This is a genomic window from uncultured Eubacterium sp., from assembly GCF_934295145.1.
Taxonomy (GTDB): domain Bacteria; phylum Bacillota; class Clostridia; order Lachnospirales; family Lachnospiraceae; genus Eubacterium_I.
The window spans coordinates 1-20534 of sequence record NZ_CAKRAS010000052.1 but is presented as its reverse complement, the minus strand read 5'-3'; the positions used below and the strand labels follow the sequence as shown (position 1 = coordinate 20534).

General features: G+C 43.0%; 13 protein-coding genes and 2 pseudogenes. 9 read left to right on the top strand and 6 right to left on the bottom strand.

Translation table 11 applies throughout. The features are described 5' to 3' along the window. Positions 1-735: 735 nt before the first annotated feature. On the bottom strand, positions 736-1491 hold the full coding sequence (locus Q0I54_RS10475) for a hypothetical protein (RefSeq protein WP_296118530.1): 756 nt from the start codon (positions 1489-1491) through the stop codon (positions 736-738). Between the two features lie 168 nt (positions 1492-1659). On the opposite strand from Q0I54_RS10475, the gene Q0I54_RS10470 reads away from it, so the two are divergent. From Q0I54_RS10470 to Q0I54_RS10440, 8 genes and pseudogenes are all read left to right on the top strand, one after another. Then, positions 1660-3366 (top strand): hypothetical protein, encoded by a 1707-nt coding sequence (locus Q0I54_RS10470; RefSeq protein ID WP_296118528.1) that lies wholly within the window; start codon positions 1660-1662, stop codon positions 3364-3366. Positions 3367-3638: 272 nt separating this feature from the next. Continuing rightward, positions 3639-3881, top strand: a pseudogene (locus Q0I54_RS10465) (GntR family transcriptional regulator); the annotation flags it as partial. 56 nt (positions 3882-3937) lie between these two features. Further along, positions 3938-3985, top strand: a pseudogene (locus Q0I54_RS13300) (hypothetical protein); the annotation flags it as partial. Positions 3986-4024: 39 nt separating this feature from the next. Continuing rightward, on the top strand, positions 4025-6472 hold the full coding sequence (locus Q0I54_RS10460; RefSeq protein WP_296118526.1) for an ATP-dependent Clp protease ATP-binding subunit: 2448 nt from the start codon (positions 4025-4027) through the stop codon (positions 6470-6472). A gap of 38 nt (positions 6473-6510) precedes the next feature. Continuing rightward, on the top strand, positions 6511-7884 hold the full coding sequence (radA, locus tag Q0I54_RS10455; protein WP_296118524.1) for a DNA repair protein RadA: 1374 nt from the start codon (positions 6511-6513) through the stop codon (positions 7882-7884). Positions 7885-8066: 182 nt separating this feature from the next. After that, positions 8067-9542 (top strand): polysaccharide deacetylase family protein, encoded by a 1476-nt coding sequence (locus Q0I54_RS10450; protein WP_296118523.1) that lies wholly within the window; start codon positions 8067-8069, stop codon positions 9540-9542. Positions 9543-9606: 64 nt separating this feature from the next. Beyond that, positions 9607-11421, top strand: a complete 1815-nt coding sequence (locus tag Q0I54_RS10445; protein WP_296118521.1) for an ABC transporter ATP-binding protein — start codon at positions 9607-9609, stop codon at positions 11419-11421. Beyond that, entirely contained in the window at positions 11421-13169 is a 1749-nt protein-coding gene (locus Q0I54_RS10440) for an ABC transporter ATP-binding protein (protein ID WP_296118519.1), read from the top strand. Before Q0I54_RS10445 ends, Q0I54_RS10440 begins: the two co-directional genes overlap by 1 nt. Positions 13170-13359: 190 nt before the next feature. Here Q0I54_RS10440 and Q0I54_RS10435 read toward each other — a convergent pair whose 3' ends face one another. Next, complete coding sequence (locus Q0I54_RS10435) at positions 13360-13719, bottom strand: VOC family protein (RefSeq protein ID WP_296118517.1); 360 nt, start codon at positions 13717-13719, stop codon at positions 13360-13362. A 13-nt stretch (positions 13720-13732) separates the two neighbouring features. Then, positions 13733-14767, bottom strand: coding sequence for a low specificity L-threonine aldolase (locus tag Q0I54_RS10430; RefSeq protein ID WP_296118516.1), 1035 nt, complete (start codon positions 14765-14767; stop codon positions 13733-13735). A gap of 260 nt (positions 14768-15027) precedes the next feature. On the opposite strand from Q0I54_RS10430, the gene Q0I54_RS10425 reads away from it, so the two are divergent. Further along, positions 15028-15561, top strand: coding sequence for an ABC transporter substrate-binding protein (locus Q0I54_RS10425; protein ID WP_296118515.1), 534 nt, complete (start codon positions 15028-15030; stop codon positions 15559-15561). Positions 15562-15709: 148 nt separating this feature from the next. Here Q0I54_RS10425 and Q0I54_RS10420 read toward each other — a convergent pair whose 3' ends face one another. From Q0I54_RS10420 to Q0I54_RS10410, 3 genes are all read right to left on the bottom strand, one after another. Next, a complete protein-coding gene (locus Q0I54_RS10420; protein ID WP_296118514.1) occupies positions 15710-16648 on the bottom strand; it encodes an Abi family protein in 939 nt (312 codons plus the stop codon). A 428-nt stretch (positions 16649-17076) separates the two neighbouring features. Continuing rightward, complete coding sequence (locus tag Q0I54_RS10415; RefSeq protein WP_296118513.1) at positions 17077-19074, bottom strand: AAA family ATPase; 1998 nt, start codon at positions 19072-19074, stop codon at positions 17077-17079. Positions 19075-19793: 719 nt separating this feature from the next. Further along, positions 19794-20534 (bottom strand): helix-turn-helix domain-containing protein (locus tag Q0I54_RS10410; RefSeq protein WP_296118512.1); only part of this gene is annotated, 741 nt, incomplete at its 5' end.

The window sequence follows — 20534 nt, the reverse complement described above, 5'->3', positions numbered from 1 at the left end:
CGGCGAGAAACTCAAAAACAGTTTCATTTTCCGTCGCTGACAACAGTGTAGCAGTTCTTTTTGTATATGGTCAAGGGAACCGCGTTGCGGTGGCTTTGCTCTTACCTCTGGCTCAAAATCTAAAAACAGTTTAAAAAAACGTATGGTACAGATTTATAATTACTTTGCGTTTATCCTTAGTTGCTTATTTTGGTGGCGAAGCCACTATATGTTCTTAGATTCTGAGCCTGAGGAAGGATTTCAGCTACCGCGCAGCGGCATGCCCTTGAAAGAGAAAAAAAGAACGGCTACACTGTTGCCAGCGACGGAGAAAATCTACATGTTCTTGAGTTCTTCGCCGTCGGTAACAAAGGGAAAGCCGTTCTTTTTTTCTTCTGTCAAGGGTAGCGTCCATAGCCAAGTGCTTACATGCAAGTCATTTTTCGATATGTAAATCTTGCGCATGCAACACGGCATTTATTTTTTCAAGGAATTATATGCATGCGTGTCACGCGGTGCCACGGCGTAAATAGAACAGGATGTGAGCATAAACTCCAAGGCAAGGCGGTAGACGAATTTCCGTTATCGGAGCGAGCATAGCTCGACCGCGGGAGTGTGTCTGAGCCAACAGCTGTTTTTGCTGTTGGTGAGTTCGCGGAAGCGGTCGAAGATAGGCGGCGCAGCGAAGATAGGAAATCCGTCGTGCCTGCATTGGAGTTTTTGTCACATCCTGTTCCAACTTACCCTAAACAAGAATTACTGTGTCACCACCGGCTGCTGTCCATCTGCCGGCTGCGTCTGTGTCTGATCAGTACTCTGTGGAGCGGCATCTGTCTGACTGTCAGTTGCGGTACCATCCGCTGGCTGTTGTGCAGCATCCGTTGCATTTGCATCAGTCTGTCCATCCGTTGCAGCAGTATCGCCGCTTGCAGCATCTGTTGTGTTATCTGTTCCATTGGCAGAATCGGTCTGCGTCTGAGCATTCGCAAGGTATTCCGTTATATTTGCATGAGACAATGTCTTATTATCAGTAATATAGATAGCGGCACTTAATGCCGTTTTAGTGGATGGAACTTCCACTTTCTGAGTGCCGGATTCTCCATGGGTCGTATAAACTGTGATATTATCATAACTGTCAGAAATTTTGTACAGAACATCTGATTTGGCAATCTCATCCCCGGATGCATCGGTAACCGCGCAGCGCAACTCTGTATTTCCAGGAATCGTGCACATCTCCAAAGTTCCGTTTTCATCCGTGGTTCCTTCAAATAACTGGTCATTTCCATCGTAGATCGTAACAGTCGCACCGGCTAGCTTCTGTCCGTCTGCGCCATACCATCTTGTATAGAGCTGCAGATCACCGTCTGTTAGAGTCTCTTTTTCGGCAGAAAGTTCAGCACCGGTACTTACCGCTGTACTCTGATTTGGCAGTTCGAAACTGCATCCATTCAATAAAAAGGCACCGCTGATCGTAAGGGCAGCAATCAGTGCCGCATATGTTTTCTTTTTCATGAGTCAAAACCTCTTTTCTTATACTATTTGCATGATTACTTATAGAATGATACAAAAATGTGAATATTTCAAGAAATTTTTATGAAAAAAAGAAAAATATTGATTTTTATATTTCCCATACCTATAATAAAGTAGATAAATTATGTAATGAAAAACTATGGAGGATATATGAGAAACAGAACAACAGCAAAGAAAAAACTCGCAGGTTCCTGTCTGGCTCTGTGTCTGACCGGTGCACTGGCATGGAATATGTCCGGAGTAACCGCTCTGGCAGCGCCATCTTCCGGAACAGCCATTGATGATAATACGATCGTGCGTGAAAAGATCAAAGGAAATCCGGTCGGTTCACTTTCTGCAGATCAGGAAATAACGATCAAGGGTGAAAAAACTTCTGATGATGGCTATACATGGTATGAAGTAACTTTTGAATGGAATGGTGAGGAGACAGACGGATGGGTAAGAAGTGATCTGATTTCAGCTGGAGAAGCGTCAGAACCGGCGGCAGGAGACAATGCAAATTATGATGATCAGGCAGAACCGATCAGCATGAATGATGAGTCACAGCAGGTTGTTGACGGTTTCCAGTTTAATGGTATGACCTACGAAGTGGCAGACAGTTTCCCGGCAGACCAGATTCCGGCAGGATTTACTGCGACAACGATTACTTGTGCGGGTGCGGAAGCGCAGGCAGCGCAGATGGAAAACGGCGCACAGGTATATTTGGTGTACTTGCAGAATATTGCGGATCCGCAGCAGAAAGGCGTATTTGTCTATGATACAGAACGCAACGAGGTGATTCCATTTGTGAGCATTGCACAGAAGGATTCCTTTGTGGTAGTGACAAACGTGCCGACCGCTGTGGCAGAGCAGGTATCCGGCAGATATCAGGCGACACAGTGCACTTTTGAAAACGGAAGCATCATGGCTTATCAGGCATCAGATACAGACGAAACGGTGGCGACAGACGTATCAGCTTCTGAATTTTACTATATATATGGTACTTCCAGCACCGGACAGAGCGGCTGGTATGTATACGATTCCGTAAACCAGACCTTACAGCGCAGCATGGCAAACATGCAGTATGACGGCAGTGCGGCGCAGGACAATGCAGGGGATAAAAAGACCGCATCCGGATTCGACGTGGACAGCATGACACGGATGATCACGGCAGGAATCGGCATCGTGGCACTGTTGCTGCTGATCCTTCTAATCGTAATGGCCGTACGTTACCGCCGCCTGCGCAGCTATCTGGACAATGCGGTCGGACCGGATGATGACGATTATGATGAGACACCGACAAAGACCTTTGAAGTAGAATTGAAGGGCAGCAAGGTGGATGTCCTTGATCTTGACAGCGAAATTGAAAAAATCGGCGCAAAGAAACCGGAAAACAAAAAGGAAGAGCCGAAAAAAGCTGAGCCGGAGAAGAAAGTACAGAAGGAACAGCTGAAGAAAGAGAAAAAACAGGAAAAAGAAACTGTTTCAGCAAAGGACCAGGAAGAAAAACGCCAGACAGAGAAGTTCTTTAAAAAAGAAAATCTGACAAAGACTCCGGCAGAGCCGAAGAAAGAAGCACTGGCTGAGGCAGTAAAAGAAATTGAGGAAGAGGTCGGCGCTGAGATCAAACTTGAGGCACCAAAAGCCAAGGAGAGTAATCCGGATACAGAACAGCTGGTTGCAGATCTGAAGAAACTGATTATGGAAGTGGAAAATACATCCAAAGAAGAGAAGGTACCGGAAGACGAATTCCTGAAGGAGGAAGAGCCGGAGTTTTTCGATGAAGAAGAATCGGTGGAAGAGGAAGTTATCGAGAAGCCGAAAAAGAAAGACAAAAAGCCAAAGAAAGATTCCTGGGAAGATATCGAATTCCTGTAATAAATAGCATAAAGACCACAGATATAAGGCCAAAAAAGGTCTGGTGTCTGTGGCCTTTTTTGCATGATACGGAATCACATGGGGATATGTGAAGGCATACTTTTGGTAGGATAGTTTGGTTTATATATTTAGGTTGACAGAAAACTGAGGGTGTTATATCATCGTTATAACAGTGTCTGATTCGGTACAGAGACTGGATAAGGTTTAGCAATTACAGGAAGGTCCGGGGGTGGTAGCCCAGATCATAGAAACATGGAAGGATAGGTTCACAAATGACAATCGAAGTTGATTTTAACAGTGATGAAGCGTTGTACATACAGCTACGAAATCAGATCATTTATGGTATTGCCACAAAACAGTACCATGAAGGGGATCCGTTGCCGTCTGTGCGACAGCTGGCAGATGAGATCGGTATCAATATGCATACCGTAAATAAGGCGTATTCGGTATTGCGCCAGGAAGGTCTGCTCCGTCTCGACAGACGCCGCGGCACCGTTATTGCACTGGATATTGACCGGTTAAAGGCAGAAGAAGAAATGCGGGACAGTCTGCGGGTTGTACTTGCCCGTGGTTTTTGCAAAGGCATTACCCGTGCAGAGGTCCACGAACTCGTGGATGAGATTTTTGATGAGTACGAGGAGTAGTTGGAGGAAGTAATATGCAATTTAAAGGATTTACCAGACAGGCCCGCAAAGCCATGCGTCTGGCTAAGCAGCTGGCAGAGCGGGAAAATCAGACCCGCATGGGAAGTGAATATCTGCTGGCGGGACTTCTGCTGGAAGAGCACGGCGTTGCAGCTCAGGTGTTGCAGCAGTTATCGGTAAATCGTGAGGATATTCTGGCCATGATCCATGAAATCGCGCTGCCGGGAGAGCCGGAGACAGGATCAGAAGAAGAGTTCCTCACACCGGAAAGCCAGGAGATTATTGACGGGGCTTATGCGGCTGCTGAGCGGTTTGACAGTGAAGAGGTGGGAACGGAGCATCTGCTCTTTTCCATTATGGAGCATCGGATCAGTGCCGCAACACGGCTTCTGATCGCCATGAATGTCAATCTGGGAAAGATGTACACCGATATTTTGACCGCTATGGGCAAAGAAAACATGTATTCCCGCGAGGAAAGCAAGCAGTTCCGTACCGGAAAACGTGCGGAGGCAGGAAAAAATACACTGATTGATACGTATACCACAGATCTGACGGCCCGCGCAGCAAATGGCGAGCTGGATCCATTGATCGGACGTGTGGAGGAACTCCAGCGTCTGATCCAGATCCTGAGCCGTCGTGGAAAAAATAATCCGTGCCTGATCGGGGAGCCGGGCGTGGGAAAAACAGCCATTGTGGAAGGGCTTGCAGCCCGGGTGGCCGCAGGCGCGGTACCGGAGCATCTGCAGGAGAAACGAATCCTGACGCTGGATATATCCGGTATGGTGGCCGGCACAAAGTACCGCGGTGAATTTGAGGAGCGTATCAAAGGCATCATGCAGGAAGTGCAGCAGGCAGAAAATGAGATACTGTTTATTGATGAACTGCATACGATCATTGGTGCCGGTGGTGCGGAGGGAGCGCTGGATGCGTCAAATATCATGAAACCGGCATTATCCCGGGGACTGATTCAGATCATCGGCGCCACAACCATTCAGGAATACCGCAAGCACATAGAAAAAGATGCCGCGCTGGAGCGTCGTTTCCAGCCGGTGACCGTAGAGGAACCGAGTGTGGAGCAGACTGTGGAGATTTTGCGTGGTCTGCGCCCACAGTATGAAAAACATCATCATGTAACCATCACAGAGGATGGTCTGCGGGCAGCAGCGGAATTCTCTGAGCGTTATATTAATGACCGTTTTCTGCCGGATAAAGCCATTGACCTAATGGACGAGGCTGCTTCCAAAGCACATGTGGGAACATTGGATAAACCAGTGCAGTTAGAGCAGATGAAGACAGAACTGTTTGACATGGATGTACAGTTAGAGGATGCTATCGTAACAGGTGATTTGGTGCAGGCAGGAGAAATCCGCAGGAAAAAACAACAGAAACAGAATGCTTATGACACCGCACTTGCAAGATACCGCCGCAGCATGCGCAATAAAAAGATTCTGGTGGGCGAAAACGAAGTGGCGGATGTGGTGTCCGACTGGACCCATATCCCGGTGAAACGTCTGACCGAGGGCGAGGCAGCCCGTCTGCAGCGTCTGGAAAAAGCTCTGCACAAACGTGTCATTGCGCAGGATGAGGCAATTTCCGCAGTGGCAAAGGCAGTGAGACGAGGCAGAGTCGGTTTGAAAGATCCATCCAGACCGGTGGGTTCTTTCCTGTTCCTCGGACCGACAGGGGTCGGAAAAACAGAAATTTCCAAAGCACTGGCAGAGGAAGTTTTTGGTCAGGAAGATGCCATGATCCGCGTGGATATGTCCGAATATATGGAGAAGCACAGCGTGTCCAAAATGATCGGATCCCCTCCAGGCTATGTGGGATACGAAGAGGGTGGACAGCTCAGTGAAAAAGTACGCCGTCACCCGTACTCTGTCATTTTATTTGACGAGATCGAGAAAGCGCATCCGGATGTATTTAACGTACTGCTCCAGGTGTTGGACGACGGACATATCACAGATGCGCAGGGTAGAAAAGTAGATTTCAAAAATACGATCATCATCATGACATCCAATGCAGGGGCACAGTCCATCATTGAGCCGAAAAAACTGGGCTTTGCGACGGAGCAGAACGAAAAAGCGGATTATAACCGGATGAAATCCAACGTTATGGAAGAAGTGCGCCGTATTTTCAAACCGGAATTTTTGAACCGTATTGATGAGGTCATTGTATTCCATGCTTTGACAAAGGAACATATGAAGAAGATCGTTGGAATTATGACAAAAGAACTGCAGCAGCGCTGCTGTGAACAGCTTGGTATTGAACTGAAGATCACGGATGCAGTGCGCCAGTACATTGTAGATAAAGCATACGATCCGAAATACGGAGCGCGTCCGTTACGTCGTATGATCCAGACAAAACTGGAGGACTCCCTGGCCGATGCGCTGCTGTCCGGTGAGATTAAAAAAGGCACAACGGTGAACGTTCGTGTCAAAAAAGACGAAATTATATTTTCCTAGTTTTTTGGTATCGATGTAAGGAGACATAAGAAATAAATATGGCGAAAGCAAAAAAAACAATTTTTTTCTGCCAGCAGTGCGGTTATGAGTCTGCAAAATGGATGGGACAGTGCCCGGGCTGCCGGGAATGGAACTCCTTTGTGGAGGAACCGGCCGAAGAAAAGCATGCCAGTGTCAGCGTGAGCAGCCGGAGAATGAGCAATGTGGCAGAACCACTTCCGCTTTCAAAGGTAGAAATGACGGATCAGGAGCGGTTTACTACCGGAATCGGGGAATTGGACCGGGTACTCGGCGGCGGAATTGTTCCGGCGTCTCTGGTACTTGTGGGCGGTGATCCGGGTATCGGAAAATCCACGCTTCTGCTTCAGGTGTGTAAAAATCTGGCAGACGCGCATCACAGCGTGTTATATATTTCCGGAGAGGAATCTCCGCAGCAGATCAAAATCCGCGCGGAACGTATTGGAACATTTACAGACTCACTGGAACTGTTCTGTGAGACAAATCTGTCCGATATTGCATCCGTGCTGCGTAAAAAGAAACCACGGGTGGTAGTCATCGACTCTATTCAGACCATGTACAGTGAGGACGTCAACTCCGCACCAGGCAGTGTTTCCCAGGTGCGCCAGGCGACGGCACTTTTGCTGCAACTGGCAAAATCCCTTGGAATCACGATCTTTATCGTAGGACATGTGACGAAGGAAGGCGTCGTGGCAGGTCCGCGCGTGCTGGAACATATGGTGGATACCGTGCTTTATTTCGAGGGAGACCGCCATGCGGCATATCGAATTTTGCGCAGTGTTAAAAACCGTTTCGGTTCCACAAATGAGATTGGTGTGTTCGAAATGCAGCAGGTGGGACTGGTGGAAGTGAAAAATCCGTCAGAGTATATGCTGAATGGACGCCCGGAAGGAGCTTCCGGCTCCATTGTGACCTGCTCTATCGAAGGAACACGGCCGATCCTGCTGGAAATCCAGGCGCTTGTGTGTAAAACTGGATTTGGTCTGCCCCGCAGAACAGCTGCAGGCGCGGATTTAAATCGTGTCAACCTGTTGATGGCGGTATTGGAAAAAAGAGCTGGAATTCCGCTTTCCACCTGTGATGCATATGTAAATATCGCAGGCGGCATTCGCATGAATGAGCCGGCCATCGATCTGGGTATCGTGCTGGCAATCGTGTCCAGTTATCGGGAACTTGCCATATCCGATGAAACCATCTGCTTCGGTGAGGTGGGACTGAGCGGCGAAGTGCGCGCGGTGAATATGGCAAAACAGCGGGTACAGGAGGCGAAAAAACTTGGTTTCAAAACATGCATCCTGCCGAAAGTGTCACTGACCGATGAAGTGCGCACCGATGGCATACAGTTAATAGGTGTGTCAAACGTAAGGGAAGCGATTTCCTACATTTCGGGATAAGAGTTTGTCCGGGACGCACAGTTGTATCCACATTGGAAATAGCTGCACAAAATGCCAGATTTTATTCATAAAAATTAACACAAACTTAAAGATTTTTTTTTCGAAACTATGCTATGATAGGTTGCGGGCATGAAAACCCGTTTGATGCATATGATAAAAGGAGATACTAAGGGAAATTGAAAATGGATAAAAGCAGAGCGATCATAAATAGAATTTTCGAAAATGAAAAGGAAAAACGCCTGATGGGCGCAGCGGTGCTGGTGCTGATTGGGCTTTGTATTTTTATACTTGCTATCAGTCCGCTGGTGGGAGGCAGTCCGGTCATCGCACTGAATGGTGAGGAAGATATGAAAGTGGAGTGTGGAAGTGAATTTACCGATCCCGGCGCAAAGGCAACGGTGAAGGATGAGGATATCAGTGACCTGGTGGTAACTACCAGTAACGTGGACACGTCCAAACTTGGTATGTATCATGTAGAATATAAGCTGAAATATAAGAAGAGAAAAGTGTCCAGGCAGCGTAATGTGGAAGTTGTTGATCATACCGGTCCGGTGATTACCTTAAACGGTGATGCGAAAGTTGTGGTAGACAATTTTGAAGAATATCAGGAAAGCGGTGCATCTGCAGTCGATGCCTGTGATGGTGATGTGTCAAAAGACATTAAGATCACAAAAGAGCAGACAAACGATTACACCATGAAAGTGCATTATGAGGCAACGGACAGCCATGGAAACACAGGGGAAGCCGACCGTGAAGTTATAATCCGGGATGTGACAGCTCCGGAGATCACCTTAAACGGGGACGCTGAAATAACTATCAAAGAGCAGGAAAAATATGAGGATCCGGGTGTAACTGCTGTGGATGACAGAGATGGTGACATTACAGCGAATGTGGTAAAATCAGGATATGTGGATGTCTATCGTGCGGATACGTATACTGAGACATATACAGCAACGGATTCCAGCGGAAATACTTCTCAGGTGACACGAAAAGTGACAGTGGAGAAGGTGGAACAGAATATGGGCAGCTCTATTTATCTGACCTTTGATGATGGTCCGAGTTCCGATGTAACTGTGCGGGTGCTGGATACCTTAAAAGCAAACGGCATCAAGGCGACCTTCTTTATCTGCGATTATGATGAAGATAAACTGCCGATCATTCAGCGTATGATCGACGAGGGACACACCATTGGAATTCATGGTTATTCCCATGATTACAGTCAGATTTATACTTCCAAAGATGCTTTTATGGAAAATATCAACAAGCTGAAAAATAAATTAAAAGAAGATACCGGTTACGATGCCTTTGTTATTCGTTTCCCGGGTGGAAGTTCCAATACAGTCAGCAAAAAGTACTGTGCAGGTGTTATGTCACAATTGGTACAGACAGTGACAGATGATGGAATGATGTATATGGACTGGAACGTGTCATCCGGTGATGCAGAAAGAAATAACCGTCCGGCAAATCAGATTATTGCAAATGTAACCAGTGGATTTAAGCAAAATCGTAATAACGTAGTACTGATGCATGATACATCTGCAAAGCAGACATCCGCAGATGCATTGCAGAGTATTATCACGTATGGAAAAAACAACGGTTATTCCTTCTATCCGATTTCGAAGGATACCATACCGGTTCATCATGGCGTAAATAATTAATCATGATGAAAGGTTCATTGGGGAGTCGAAGGGGAAAACTGTGGCAGGAGAGAGTTGAAACATTATGAAAAAGTTACTTCGTTATTTGAAAGATTACAAAAAAGAGTCGGTGCTTGGGCCGCTGTTTAAATTGCTGGAGGCGACATTGGAATTGTTTGTGCCTCTGGTAGTTGCGGCCATCATCGATACCGGTATCGGAAATCATGATCGGGGCTACGTCGTAAAGATGTGCCTCGTTCTTGTTTTACTTGGACTGATCGGTCTGGCATTTTCCATCACGGCACAGTATTTTGCGGCAAAGGCGGCAGTTGGATTCGTCACAAAAATCCGTCACGTACTGTTCGCACATATCCAGAAACTGTCCTATGCAGAGCTGGATACACAGGGAACATCGACACTGATCACACGTATGACCAGTGATATGAATCAGGTGCAGAATGGGGTAAACCTTACGCTGCGCCTGTTGCTGCGTTCCCCCTTTGTCGTAATTGGAGCCATGGTTATGGCATTCACCATTGATGTAAAGGCTGCGCTGGTATTTGCGGTAGGTATTCCGGCACTGGCAGTTGTCGTATTTGGTGTTATGCTGGCGTGTATCCCGCTGTATCGAAAAGTACAGAACCGCCTGGATAAGGTACTTGGCCTGACCAGAGAAAATCTGACCGGTGTCCGTGTTCTGCGTGCATTCTGTAAGGAAGAGGAGCAGGAAGAGAAATTCCGCAAACAGAATCAGGTGTTGACCGATACACAGAAGTTTGTGGGACGTATTTCCGCGTTATTGAATCCTCTGACTTACATCATTATCAATGTGGCGATCATTGCACTGATCTGGGTTGGTGCGATCCGCGTAGATATGGGGATCATCACACAGGGTGCAGTTGTGGCACTGTACAATTACATGTCTCAGATTCTGACGGAGTTGATCAAGCTGGCAAACCTGATCATCAACATTACAAAATCTGTGGCTTGTGGTAATCGTATTCAGTCTGTACTTGAGCTGGAGCCGTCCATCAAAGATGGAACAGCACATTCTGAGGAAAAAACAGGAGTTTCTGATGCGAAAGCTAATGGAATAAATGTGACGGGAGAACGTCATGATGATGGAACACATGCAGGAAACACGTCAGGATACAGCGTTGTTTTTGAGCATGCTGGCATCCGTTATCCGGAAGCCGCACAGGAAGCGGTCAGCGATATTTCTCTGAAGGTTCGCCCGGGAGAGACTGTCGGCATCATCGGCGGAACCGGATCCGGTAAATCTTCGTTGGTAAATCTGATCCCGCGTTTTTATGACTGCAGTTCTGGCGCGGTTTATGTGGATGAAAAAAATGTGTGTGACTACGGTCTGACAGAGTTAAGAGATAAGATTGGTGTTGTTCCGCAGAAAGCAGTGTTGTTTGCAGGCACGATCCGTTCCAATATGCAGTGGGGCAAACCGGATGCGACGGAACAGGAGATGTTTGAGGCACTGGAGATTGCCCAGGCGAAAGACGTGGTCATGAAGAAAGAACACGGTCTGGATACTGAAGTGGAGCAGGGCGGTAAGAACTTCTCCGGCGGACAGCGTCAGCGACTGACCATTGCCCGTGCGCTTGTAAAAAAACCGGAGATTTTGATTTTGGACGACAGTTCCTCCGCGCTGGATTTTGCGACAGATGCGGCACTTCGTATGGCCATCGGTGCCATGAAGCAAAAACCGACGTTATTTATCGTTTCCCAGAGAACTTCTTCCATTCAGTACGCGGACAAGATCGTGGTGCTGGATGATGGAGCGGTAGTGGGAATCGGAACCCATGCGGAACTGATGGATTCCTGCGAAGTATATCAGGAGATTTATAATTCCCAGTACAAGAAAAATTCCGAGGAGGTAAGTGCGTAATGAAAAAATCTGAATCACAGATGAATACATTTAAAAAAGTACTTCACTATATCGGAACTTACCGTTTCTGGATGGCGGCTTCCATTATTCTGGCAGCCGTGACAGTGGCACTGACTTTGTATATTCCAATTCTGGTGGGACGTGCCATTGACTTTATCGTTGACTGGAAAAACGTAGATTTTGCAAATATTGTAAAACTTTTGGTTGAGATCGGTATTCTGGCAGCAATCACTGCGGTATTGCAGTGGATCATGAATACCATCAATAATAAAGTAACCTATCAGGTAGTGCGGGATGTGCGAAATCAGGCATTTGCCAGAATTCAGAAAATGCCGTTGAGCTATCTGGATGCACATTCTTACGGTGAGATCGTGAGCCGTGTTATCGCGGATGTAGATCAGTTTGCAGATGGACTTCTGATGGGATTTACCCAGCTTTTTACCGGTGTGGTCACAATCATTGGTACGCTGATCTTTATGCTGACCATTCATCCGGGCATTACACTGGTGGTAGTCGGACTGACACCAATTTCATTGTTTGTAGCAAGATTTATCGCGAAACAAACTTATGATATGTTTCGTCTGCAGTCAGAAACGAGAGCAGAACAGACAGCGCTCATTGATGAGATGGTTGGAAACCAGAAAGTCGTACAGGCATTTTCCCATGAAGATGAGGCGATGGAGCAGTTTGACGAGATCAATGGACGGTTACAGAAATGTTCCCTGCGGGCAACATTTTTCTCATCCCTGACAAATCCGTGTACCCGTTTTGTAAACAGTATCGTGTATGCGGGAGTTGCACTGGCAGGCGCACTCAGCGTCATCGCTGGTGGCATGACAGTCGGAGGACTTTCCTGTTTCCTAAGTTATGCAAATCAGTATACAAAACCGTTTAATGAGATTTCCGGTGTTATCACAGAGTTACAGAATGCGCTGGCCTGCGCGGCCCGTATTTTTGAACTGATTGAGGAAGATGCAGAGATTCCGGATGATGCGGATGCAGTTGTGCTGCAGGACGTTGATGGAAAAGTAGATCTGAAAGATGTTGATTTTTCTTATGTGCCGAATCAGAAACTGATTGAAAACCTGAATCTGAATGTAAAACCAGGTCAGACCATTGCTATCGTTGGACCGACAGGATGTGGAAAAACAACGCTGATCAATCTGTTGATGCGCTTTTATGATGTCAATTCCGGTTCTGTCAGTGTGGAAGATCAGGATATCCGCCATGTGACACGTCACAGTCTGCGTGCAAATTATGGTATGGTGCTGCAGGATACCTGGCTGCAGGCCGGAACAATCCGGGATAATATCCGCATGGGCCGTCCGGATGCAACGGATGAGGAAGTGATCGCAGCAGCGAAAGCGTGTCATGCACATGGATTTATCAGGCGTCTGTCCGATGGTTATGATACCGTGATCGGAGAGGATGGTGGAAGCCTTTCACAGGGACAGAAACAGCTGCTTTCCATTGCCAGGGTAATGCTTTGTCAGCCGCCGATGCTGATTCTGGATGAGGCGACTTCTTCCATTGATACGAGAACGGAGATCAAGATTCAGGATGCCTTTGCAAAACTGATGAAAGGAAGAACCAGCTTTATTGTGGCACATCGGCTTTCTACAATTCAGAATGCGGATCGGATTCTGGTGATGAAGGATGGAAGTATTATTGAGCAGGGAAGTCATGAGGAACTGTTGGCAAAGAAAGGGTTTTATTATAACCTGTACAATAGTCAGTTTGCACATTAAATTTGCGCTTTTTCGCAAGATTTGCAATGTGATAAGTTAAAATTATTTATCAAAAAAATCGGGGACTCTGTTCTTTACCGTTTGGTAGAGAACAGAGTCCCCGATTTTTATTTACACGACAAAATTTTTCGCAGTTTTATACAGCCAAATTTGTGCCATTTCGCAGTCATTTTTTTAGAATCACTGCACGCTAGTCTTCGTGTACAAATTGGATGTCTACGCCGTTTGGATCTTTTACAAAGAAGAAGCGGGCATGTGGATTCGGGGAGATCATTGGTCCCGGTTTTAAGCCGTCAGCTTCTTTTTTTGTATATTCTTTGTCGATGTCTTCGACTTCGAATCCTATGGAAATACCGCCGCCGTAGTAAGCGGCTGTGGGATTGTTTACCAGTTCTACGCAGGTTCCACCGGATTTATCTCCCATAAACACAATCTGGTGTTCCGGGTTGTCGCGCATATCCCGCAGAATGGTAAGCCCTGCCTGTTCTTCATAAAACTGAATGGATTCGTTCAGACATTTTGTCATAATTGTTATATGCATCATTCGCATAATAGTCTCCTCCTTAAAGCAGCTTTTTGATAGTATTTAAAAATGCATCAACATCTTCTTTTGTGGTGCCCCAGGCTGTGACCAGACGGATTGGGATCATGCCGTCTTTTTCCGGTGCCCATTCATAAAAGAAAAAGTCTTTTTCCAGTTCTTTGACAATAGCAGCCGGAAGAATTGGGAATATCTGATTGGTCTGTGAACTTCCCAAAAACGATACACCGAGTTCTGTCAGAGAATCCAGCAGGAGTGCTGCCATTTCATTGGCGTGTGCAGCCATGGAAAAATAAATGCTGTCCATGCCGCCTTCTAACAATGCTTCAAACTGAACACCGATCAGGCGTCCTTTTGCCAACAGACCACACTGACGTTTGATCATCCATCGGAAATGGTCATTTATAGTGTCGTTTAAAATAACAAGGGCTTCACCGAAAAGTGCACCGTTTTTGGTTCCGCCAATGTAAAATGCATCACAGAGTGTAGCAAGTTCCTGAATGGACAGGTCATTGTCGCGGCAGGTCAGCGCACAGCCAAGTCTTGCACCGTCCACATAAAGAAGCATGTCACGTTCTTTACATTTTTCAGAAAGAGCGGTCATTTCTGCTTTGCTGTAAATGGTGCCAACTTCCGTAGGCTGCGAGATGTATGCAAGTTTTGGCAGTGGCGTATGCTCGTCTTCGTATTCGTCCCATGCCTGATCAATCATAGATGGTGTTAATTTGCCATTGTCACCTTCCATTGTAACGATGCGGTGTCCGGTGCCTTCCACAGCGCCGGTTTCATGAAAATAAGCGTGTCCGCTGCGGACACTTACTACCGATTCATATGGGCGCAGGCTTGCGGCGATCGTGGTAACATTACATGGTGTGCCACCTACCATCATATGTACATGGCAGTTGTGGTTGTTAATTAAATCCTGAATCATGCGGGTCGCATGTTCACAGTGCTCATCCAGTCCATATCCATCTGAATGCTCAAGGTTAGTTTTTACCAAAGCATCCATGACTTTTGGATGTGCCCCCTGACTGTAATCTGAGCGAAAATAAATCATATGTTTCTCCTCCAGTAATAAAAAATATTTCCCATAATTCGTAATTCAAGTCGATCATGTGTGAGACTTGTGTTTTTACGGAAGACGGTTATATTGAGAGTATAACAAGGCGGATAGAAAGGTGCAAGAGGAAAGCTATTGCGTCAATGGATGTTTTGTATATTGCTATGTTTTTTGGGATGTTAAACGGCCATATGCACCAAATCCTGCCTCCCACATACAGTAAAAAAGAGAAATCTACAACATTTTGGGAGGTTATTTTGAAAAATATTGTTAAAAAAGGAATTGCAGTATTCACCTGCATTGCTATGGCTGCAGGAATGCTGCTGATGGGCTGTGGTCAGAACACGACTCCAGACGAAACCGATACAGGTTCTGTAAATGTAGAAAACACAACTGATTCTGAAAAAAAAGAGGAATCTCCTGCATTACAGAAAGTAACCTTAAACGAAGTGGCACATTCAATTTTTTATACTCCGATGTATGTGGCAATCGAGCAGGGTTACTTTAACGATGCTGGTATTGATCTTGATCTGGTGACTGGATTTGGCGCAGATAAGGTTATGACTGCAGTACTTTCAGGAGAAGCAGACATTGGATTTATGGGACCGGAAACGACTGTGTATACCGCAAATGAGGGCAGTAAGGATCCAGTTGTAAACTTTGCACAGTTGACACAGCGTGCGGGCAACTTTCTGGTAGCCAGGGAAGAAATCACTGATTTTGAATGGACAGATCTGGTTGGCAAGGACGTTCTTGGCGGCAGAGCAGGTGGCGTACATATATCAATGTAAATTATGAGACGATTGTGATTCTGTGTAACTGGGTGGATGGGATGAATAGTGCGAAGAACGTATAAAAGAAGTGGCGGAAATACCAGCAATGATATTTCCGCCGTTTTACAACTCTGAATATCCGATTCAAAGCTACTTTGTCTTGAGCTTATATTTTACGAAATTTTGTTAGCTCTTTCCAATTTGATGGAAATCCCATATATTCAAAGAGAACATTCAGCTTCAGATTTGAATCCTGTTTTTCGTATCTGTCGAAAATATGCAATAGTTGCTTTTTAAATTGTATAAAATCTGCCTTTGGAAGCAAATATCGAAAAGCAATAATAACACTGAATAAGTCATTTTTTCCATAAATGTATTTTGAACCATTTTTAGAAATGTTCAATTTTTTATGTAACAATGTATCTGGAATGTCGATATATGTGTGATAAGAAAACAGGCGTTCATTATGTGCACATACGTTTCGGTACAGCGTTAATACCTTCAAATACTTTATCATTTCATTTTTCTTAACATTCCCAAAATCCTGGCAAACTGTTCCCTGTATATTCTGAGGTAAAAATTCAAACATTTTGGATATCTGACCAAAAGTAAGTGTATTCATAATCACCCATAATGGAATATTATGATATTTATTACGCTGATAAACAAGGTATTCATGATCCCTATTTTGTTTCGCCATCATATCAAGCATTTTTATTAATTTGGTAATGCCTTTTTTATTTTTGGGAACATTGCCGTAATTGGTAGAATTGAGATACTCTTCCTGACGTTCGCCATGTTTTTTACAAAAGTGATAAGAAATGGACGAACGCATTTTTCTTTCTACGCGACATAAATATTTAAAAAATATGCCACGTAACTCTTCATCAAATTCATAAAGAGCAACTATGTCTTCAAAACATGCTTCATTAATGTATTTGCGGGTATGAATATCAATAAAGGGATGTTTATATCCACCAATTAATGCATAGTAACTGATATTCTGCAGGGATTCTACCGCAAAATCATCATCTGTAATAATCAGATTTTTTTCATTTTTCAGTTTTTCAACCTGTGCGATATATGTAATAAATGGCTTGCTCATATGTACCTCGCCGCAAAATGTTTCAGATAAAGAAAAAGGAGAGGGGCCTCGGCACCCTCCCCCGATCGCAGGCTTCTCAAGTTTCTGCAATCTGATCACTAAAGATAATATAACTGATATAACTAAGAAAGTCAACCAGAAATTATCCTCGCTTTAAATTATATTCAACAAGGAGATGTTTATACGTAATAACATATTTATTGTTTACAAGTCGGTGTCTTAGTTATTATAAATTTAGGATTATTTGAGGTGGTAAATTTCGTTGCAATCACGCCCCTATGGATTAAAAGAGATGCAGAAGTCGCGACGCCTACCAAATAATCTCTTTCATCTATAAATGCTCTGTTCCTGATGGATAGGGTATTATATACATAAAATATGTATTTTAGCTTATTGCGGAACTTGCTTAAATTGTTGATAACATTTTCTTATTGCTGAAGAATTTCTCTTATTATTTCAAATAAAGGTATAAAATTAGAAAAATCCATTTCATCAAAAGGAGGAGTCTTCTCCAAAACAGATGTCGCAAATTTCATTTTGGAAAGTGCTACATTGGTTTTGTTTTCATCAGCAATAGAATATACACGCGGACTTTTCTCATGACCATCAATAATACGTATTTTTTCATTGCCACAGCTATTTCTTTCATTGCAAAACATTTTTTTGTCTAAGGATAAACCATCTGTGTCAAATTCACATCCCATATACAGGCGACGTTTTATACCACCGCAATTTAATTCCATTTTAATTTGGTTATCAGAATAATAATGCTCTATACATATTTCAGGTGTAGATTGTCTTATTTCTGGTACCGGAAGAATAAAAGAATATACATTATTTCCCCATGAACGATATTGAGCATCCTTTTGCCCAAGTGAATTTCTAATCTCTTTTACGTCTGCATCAGCAATAAAAATCATTTTTCTTGGCTGTTTTACCAAACAATATTGTTCACACATTGTTTTTAAGTGTGACGCACTCATTTCTAATTTAAAACAATTTTGTACTGTGCTATTTTTGGGTTCATATTCTAGAAAATCAAAGTTCAAATTAGGAAGCCATTCTGAGCATCTTGGATCATTAAGTAAGGAATTATATGCTGCTTTCATATGTTTCCAATCTGTAGCTCCCTCAGTAATAATTAATGGTTTATCATTCTTTTCAGCAATAGCTGCTTGTATCTCTTGTGTATATTTTTCTGTTTCTGTAAAATATTGGTACGCATTTTCAAATTCAGAAAATTGTTCTACCGAAATTTTTTGTCCTAAAGGCAATTCAACAATATCAAAACCATCATCACCAAATATCTCTTTCATGCCAAGTAAAAATAATGGAGCATGCGATGTGATAACAAATTGAATATTTGGAAATAAAGCAAGTAACCTTGGTAAAATTTCCCTTTGTAGCTTTGTATGTAAATGTAGTTCTATTTCATCAATAACTACAATGCCTTTTATTTCATCTAATTTGTGACTTAAATCAATATCGTCAGCATCTGCATAACGAATAATTGTAGTAAACATATTAAACAATGCAAGCTGTCCAGTGGATAAAGCATTTAATGAAGGAACCAATTCTATTCCGTTTGACTTTCTTAAAATGGAAAAACGCCGTTTGCCCAATGAACGATTTCCCATTCTAAAAATAACTTCTTCATCCAAAATAGCTGACATAACTTTTTCTGCATTATGTCTTGAAATAGATAATAAATCAAGATCATTTATACTGGGTGAAACAATTTTATATCCGTCTGTACCTTTTTCCAGATCTGCTCTTGAATCAGTAATTATATCAAATAGCCATTGCAAAGTTAAGTCAGATAAATTTGTAGCTGTTATCGGATTATTAAGCCGTCTAGCATATCTGGAACGTAATGAATATGAATCTATGTTCTCGGAGGCGTAATATTTGTCCCCCATCCATGATGGCTTAACATATCTATTAGGTCCAAAAAAACATACGATATCTTTTTCAAAAATGTCAGTTATATCTTTTTCTTCAATTGTAACATCTTTATAATTTGCTTCATTTTTCCAATCTAATTTTGAGTCTATTGTATTTCCATACAACTTAATATATTCATCAAATGATATATTTCCAGATTTAAAAAGATATTCAAATCTGTTATTTGATTGTTCCATACAAATATTGGCAATCAAATAATTTTGTCCGATTTGTATTTGATCTGGTGAAATTATTTTATAAAATTGATGTCCATTACTAGTCGCTTCCGTTGCATTATCATATGCTTTATTTGCAAGTTCATAAAACGCATCAACAATATTTGATAACAGAATGGATTTTCCACTTCCATTTTTTCCAACAACAACTAGTGGAACCGGAACACCTTTTTCATTTTTTCGAAATTGAATATTTAGATCACTTAATGGACCTATATTCTTATAATGTAAACTTTCTATATACATTTTTTCACTTCCTCATTTGTATATATTGCAATTTCCCAAATATAAACTTCAGTCATTGCTTAAAATATAAAAAATCAAATATTTTCCCGCAATCATTTGCAATCAATTGCAGAACCTTTTGAATATAAGATATTACCATATGAATTATATTCAATGAATAAAATCTTCTTGATCACAAAGATACAGTCTTTTTAATTCACAACCTATGGTATGAGACCTTTCAATGATGTCGTATTTTTTAACGTATCCATTTTTATTTCCTTTCACTTCTATTTTTCCTATTTCTTTAGATCTGGCTAATAAACCATTATAATGTATATATTAACTCATCTAACAACAGTATACCAAATTCAGTCGTTTATAGTAAGCCTTCCAACATAACTGTTCCTAGGTTAAATGGATTTAGATAGCCACTTTACTTGGAGTTTATAAGTTGTTATTACATCATAGAGTATTACTCTGGGTTATCCAATAGGGGCGAGTAGCATCCCTGTTGGCACACGATTTTCCGTCAGGAAAGTCTAGTGTGTTATACCTTTATGAAATTGTGGCTGCCGGGAAGAAATTCTATATCCTTGCGATTATCCAAAATTCCCGGCATTCTATGCTGCAAGGTACTCCGTAAAGGAGTTGCCTGAAAGAACAGAACCGAGTCTGAATATTAGCATGGCGATGCTGTTATTTAGACGATGTCACATTTGAAGAAAGGTATATTTTTATCAACAATCATCGGATCTTTCCTCTGACACACTGTTATCCAAAATATATTTTGCAAATTCCTGCACCATTGTAAGTCCCTTATCATTCAGATCTGTTGCATGACCCATACAAAAAGCAACGGCATTTGCCACATCATCACTTGTAATATCAGAAGCTGGCTTATCAGGCAATGCATCTCGGATTATCTTTATGGCTTCGGCTGTAGCAATAGTACTTGTAAGTTCTTTGTTCTGCATACTGGATTTTATATCACGCAATATGGATACAAACTGATTCTTGATTTTTTCAATGTCTGCTTCATTTAATCCTAATTTCTGCCAATTCAAAAACTGTTTGTCTTTTATAATTTCTTTTCGTTTTGCAGGTTCTACATTCATTAAATCCGTCAACTGATCTACTGCAAAATCAATCACCTGATTTCGAGCCATGACTCCCTCTGCAATGGTGTCATCAAAGAAATTGCGAATCATAATACACAGTCGTGGGAAGTGGTCATGTTCTAACAGGCGGTTTAAAATATCTATATCTATTCTTCCGGTAATCAATCTCTTTACAGTTTCTTCAGAAAGTCCTAATTCTGAAATATCATAACTTTTTGGTGTGGTAATCGGTGTAATTCCAAGCAGATAATCTGTGGAAACATGAAAAAATCTGGCTGCATCTATCACGATACTTATATTAGGATTTTTTGTTTCACCACTTTCGATACGGCTGATCTGTGAGTGTGTCACATGAAGCTC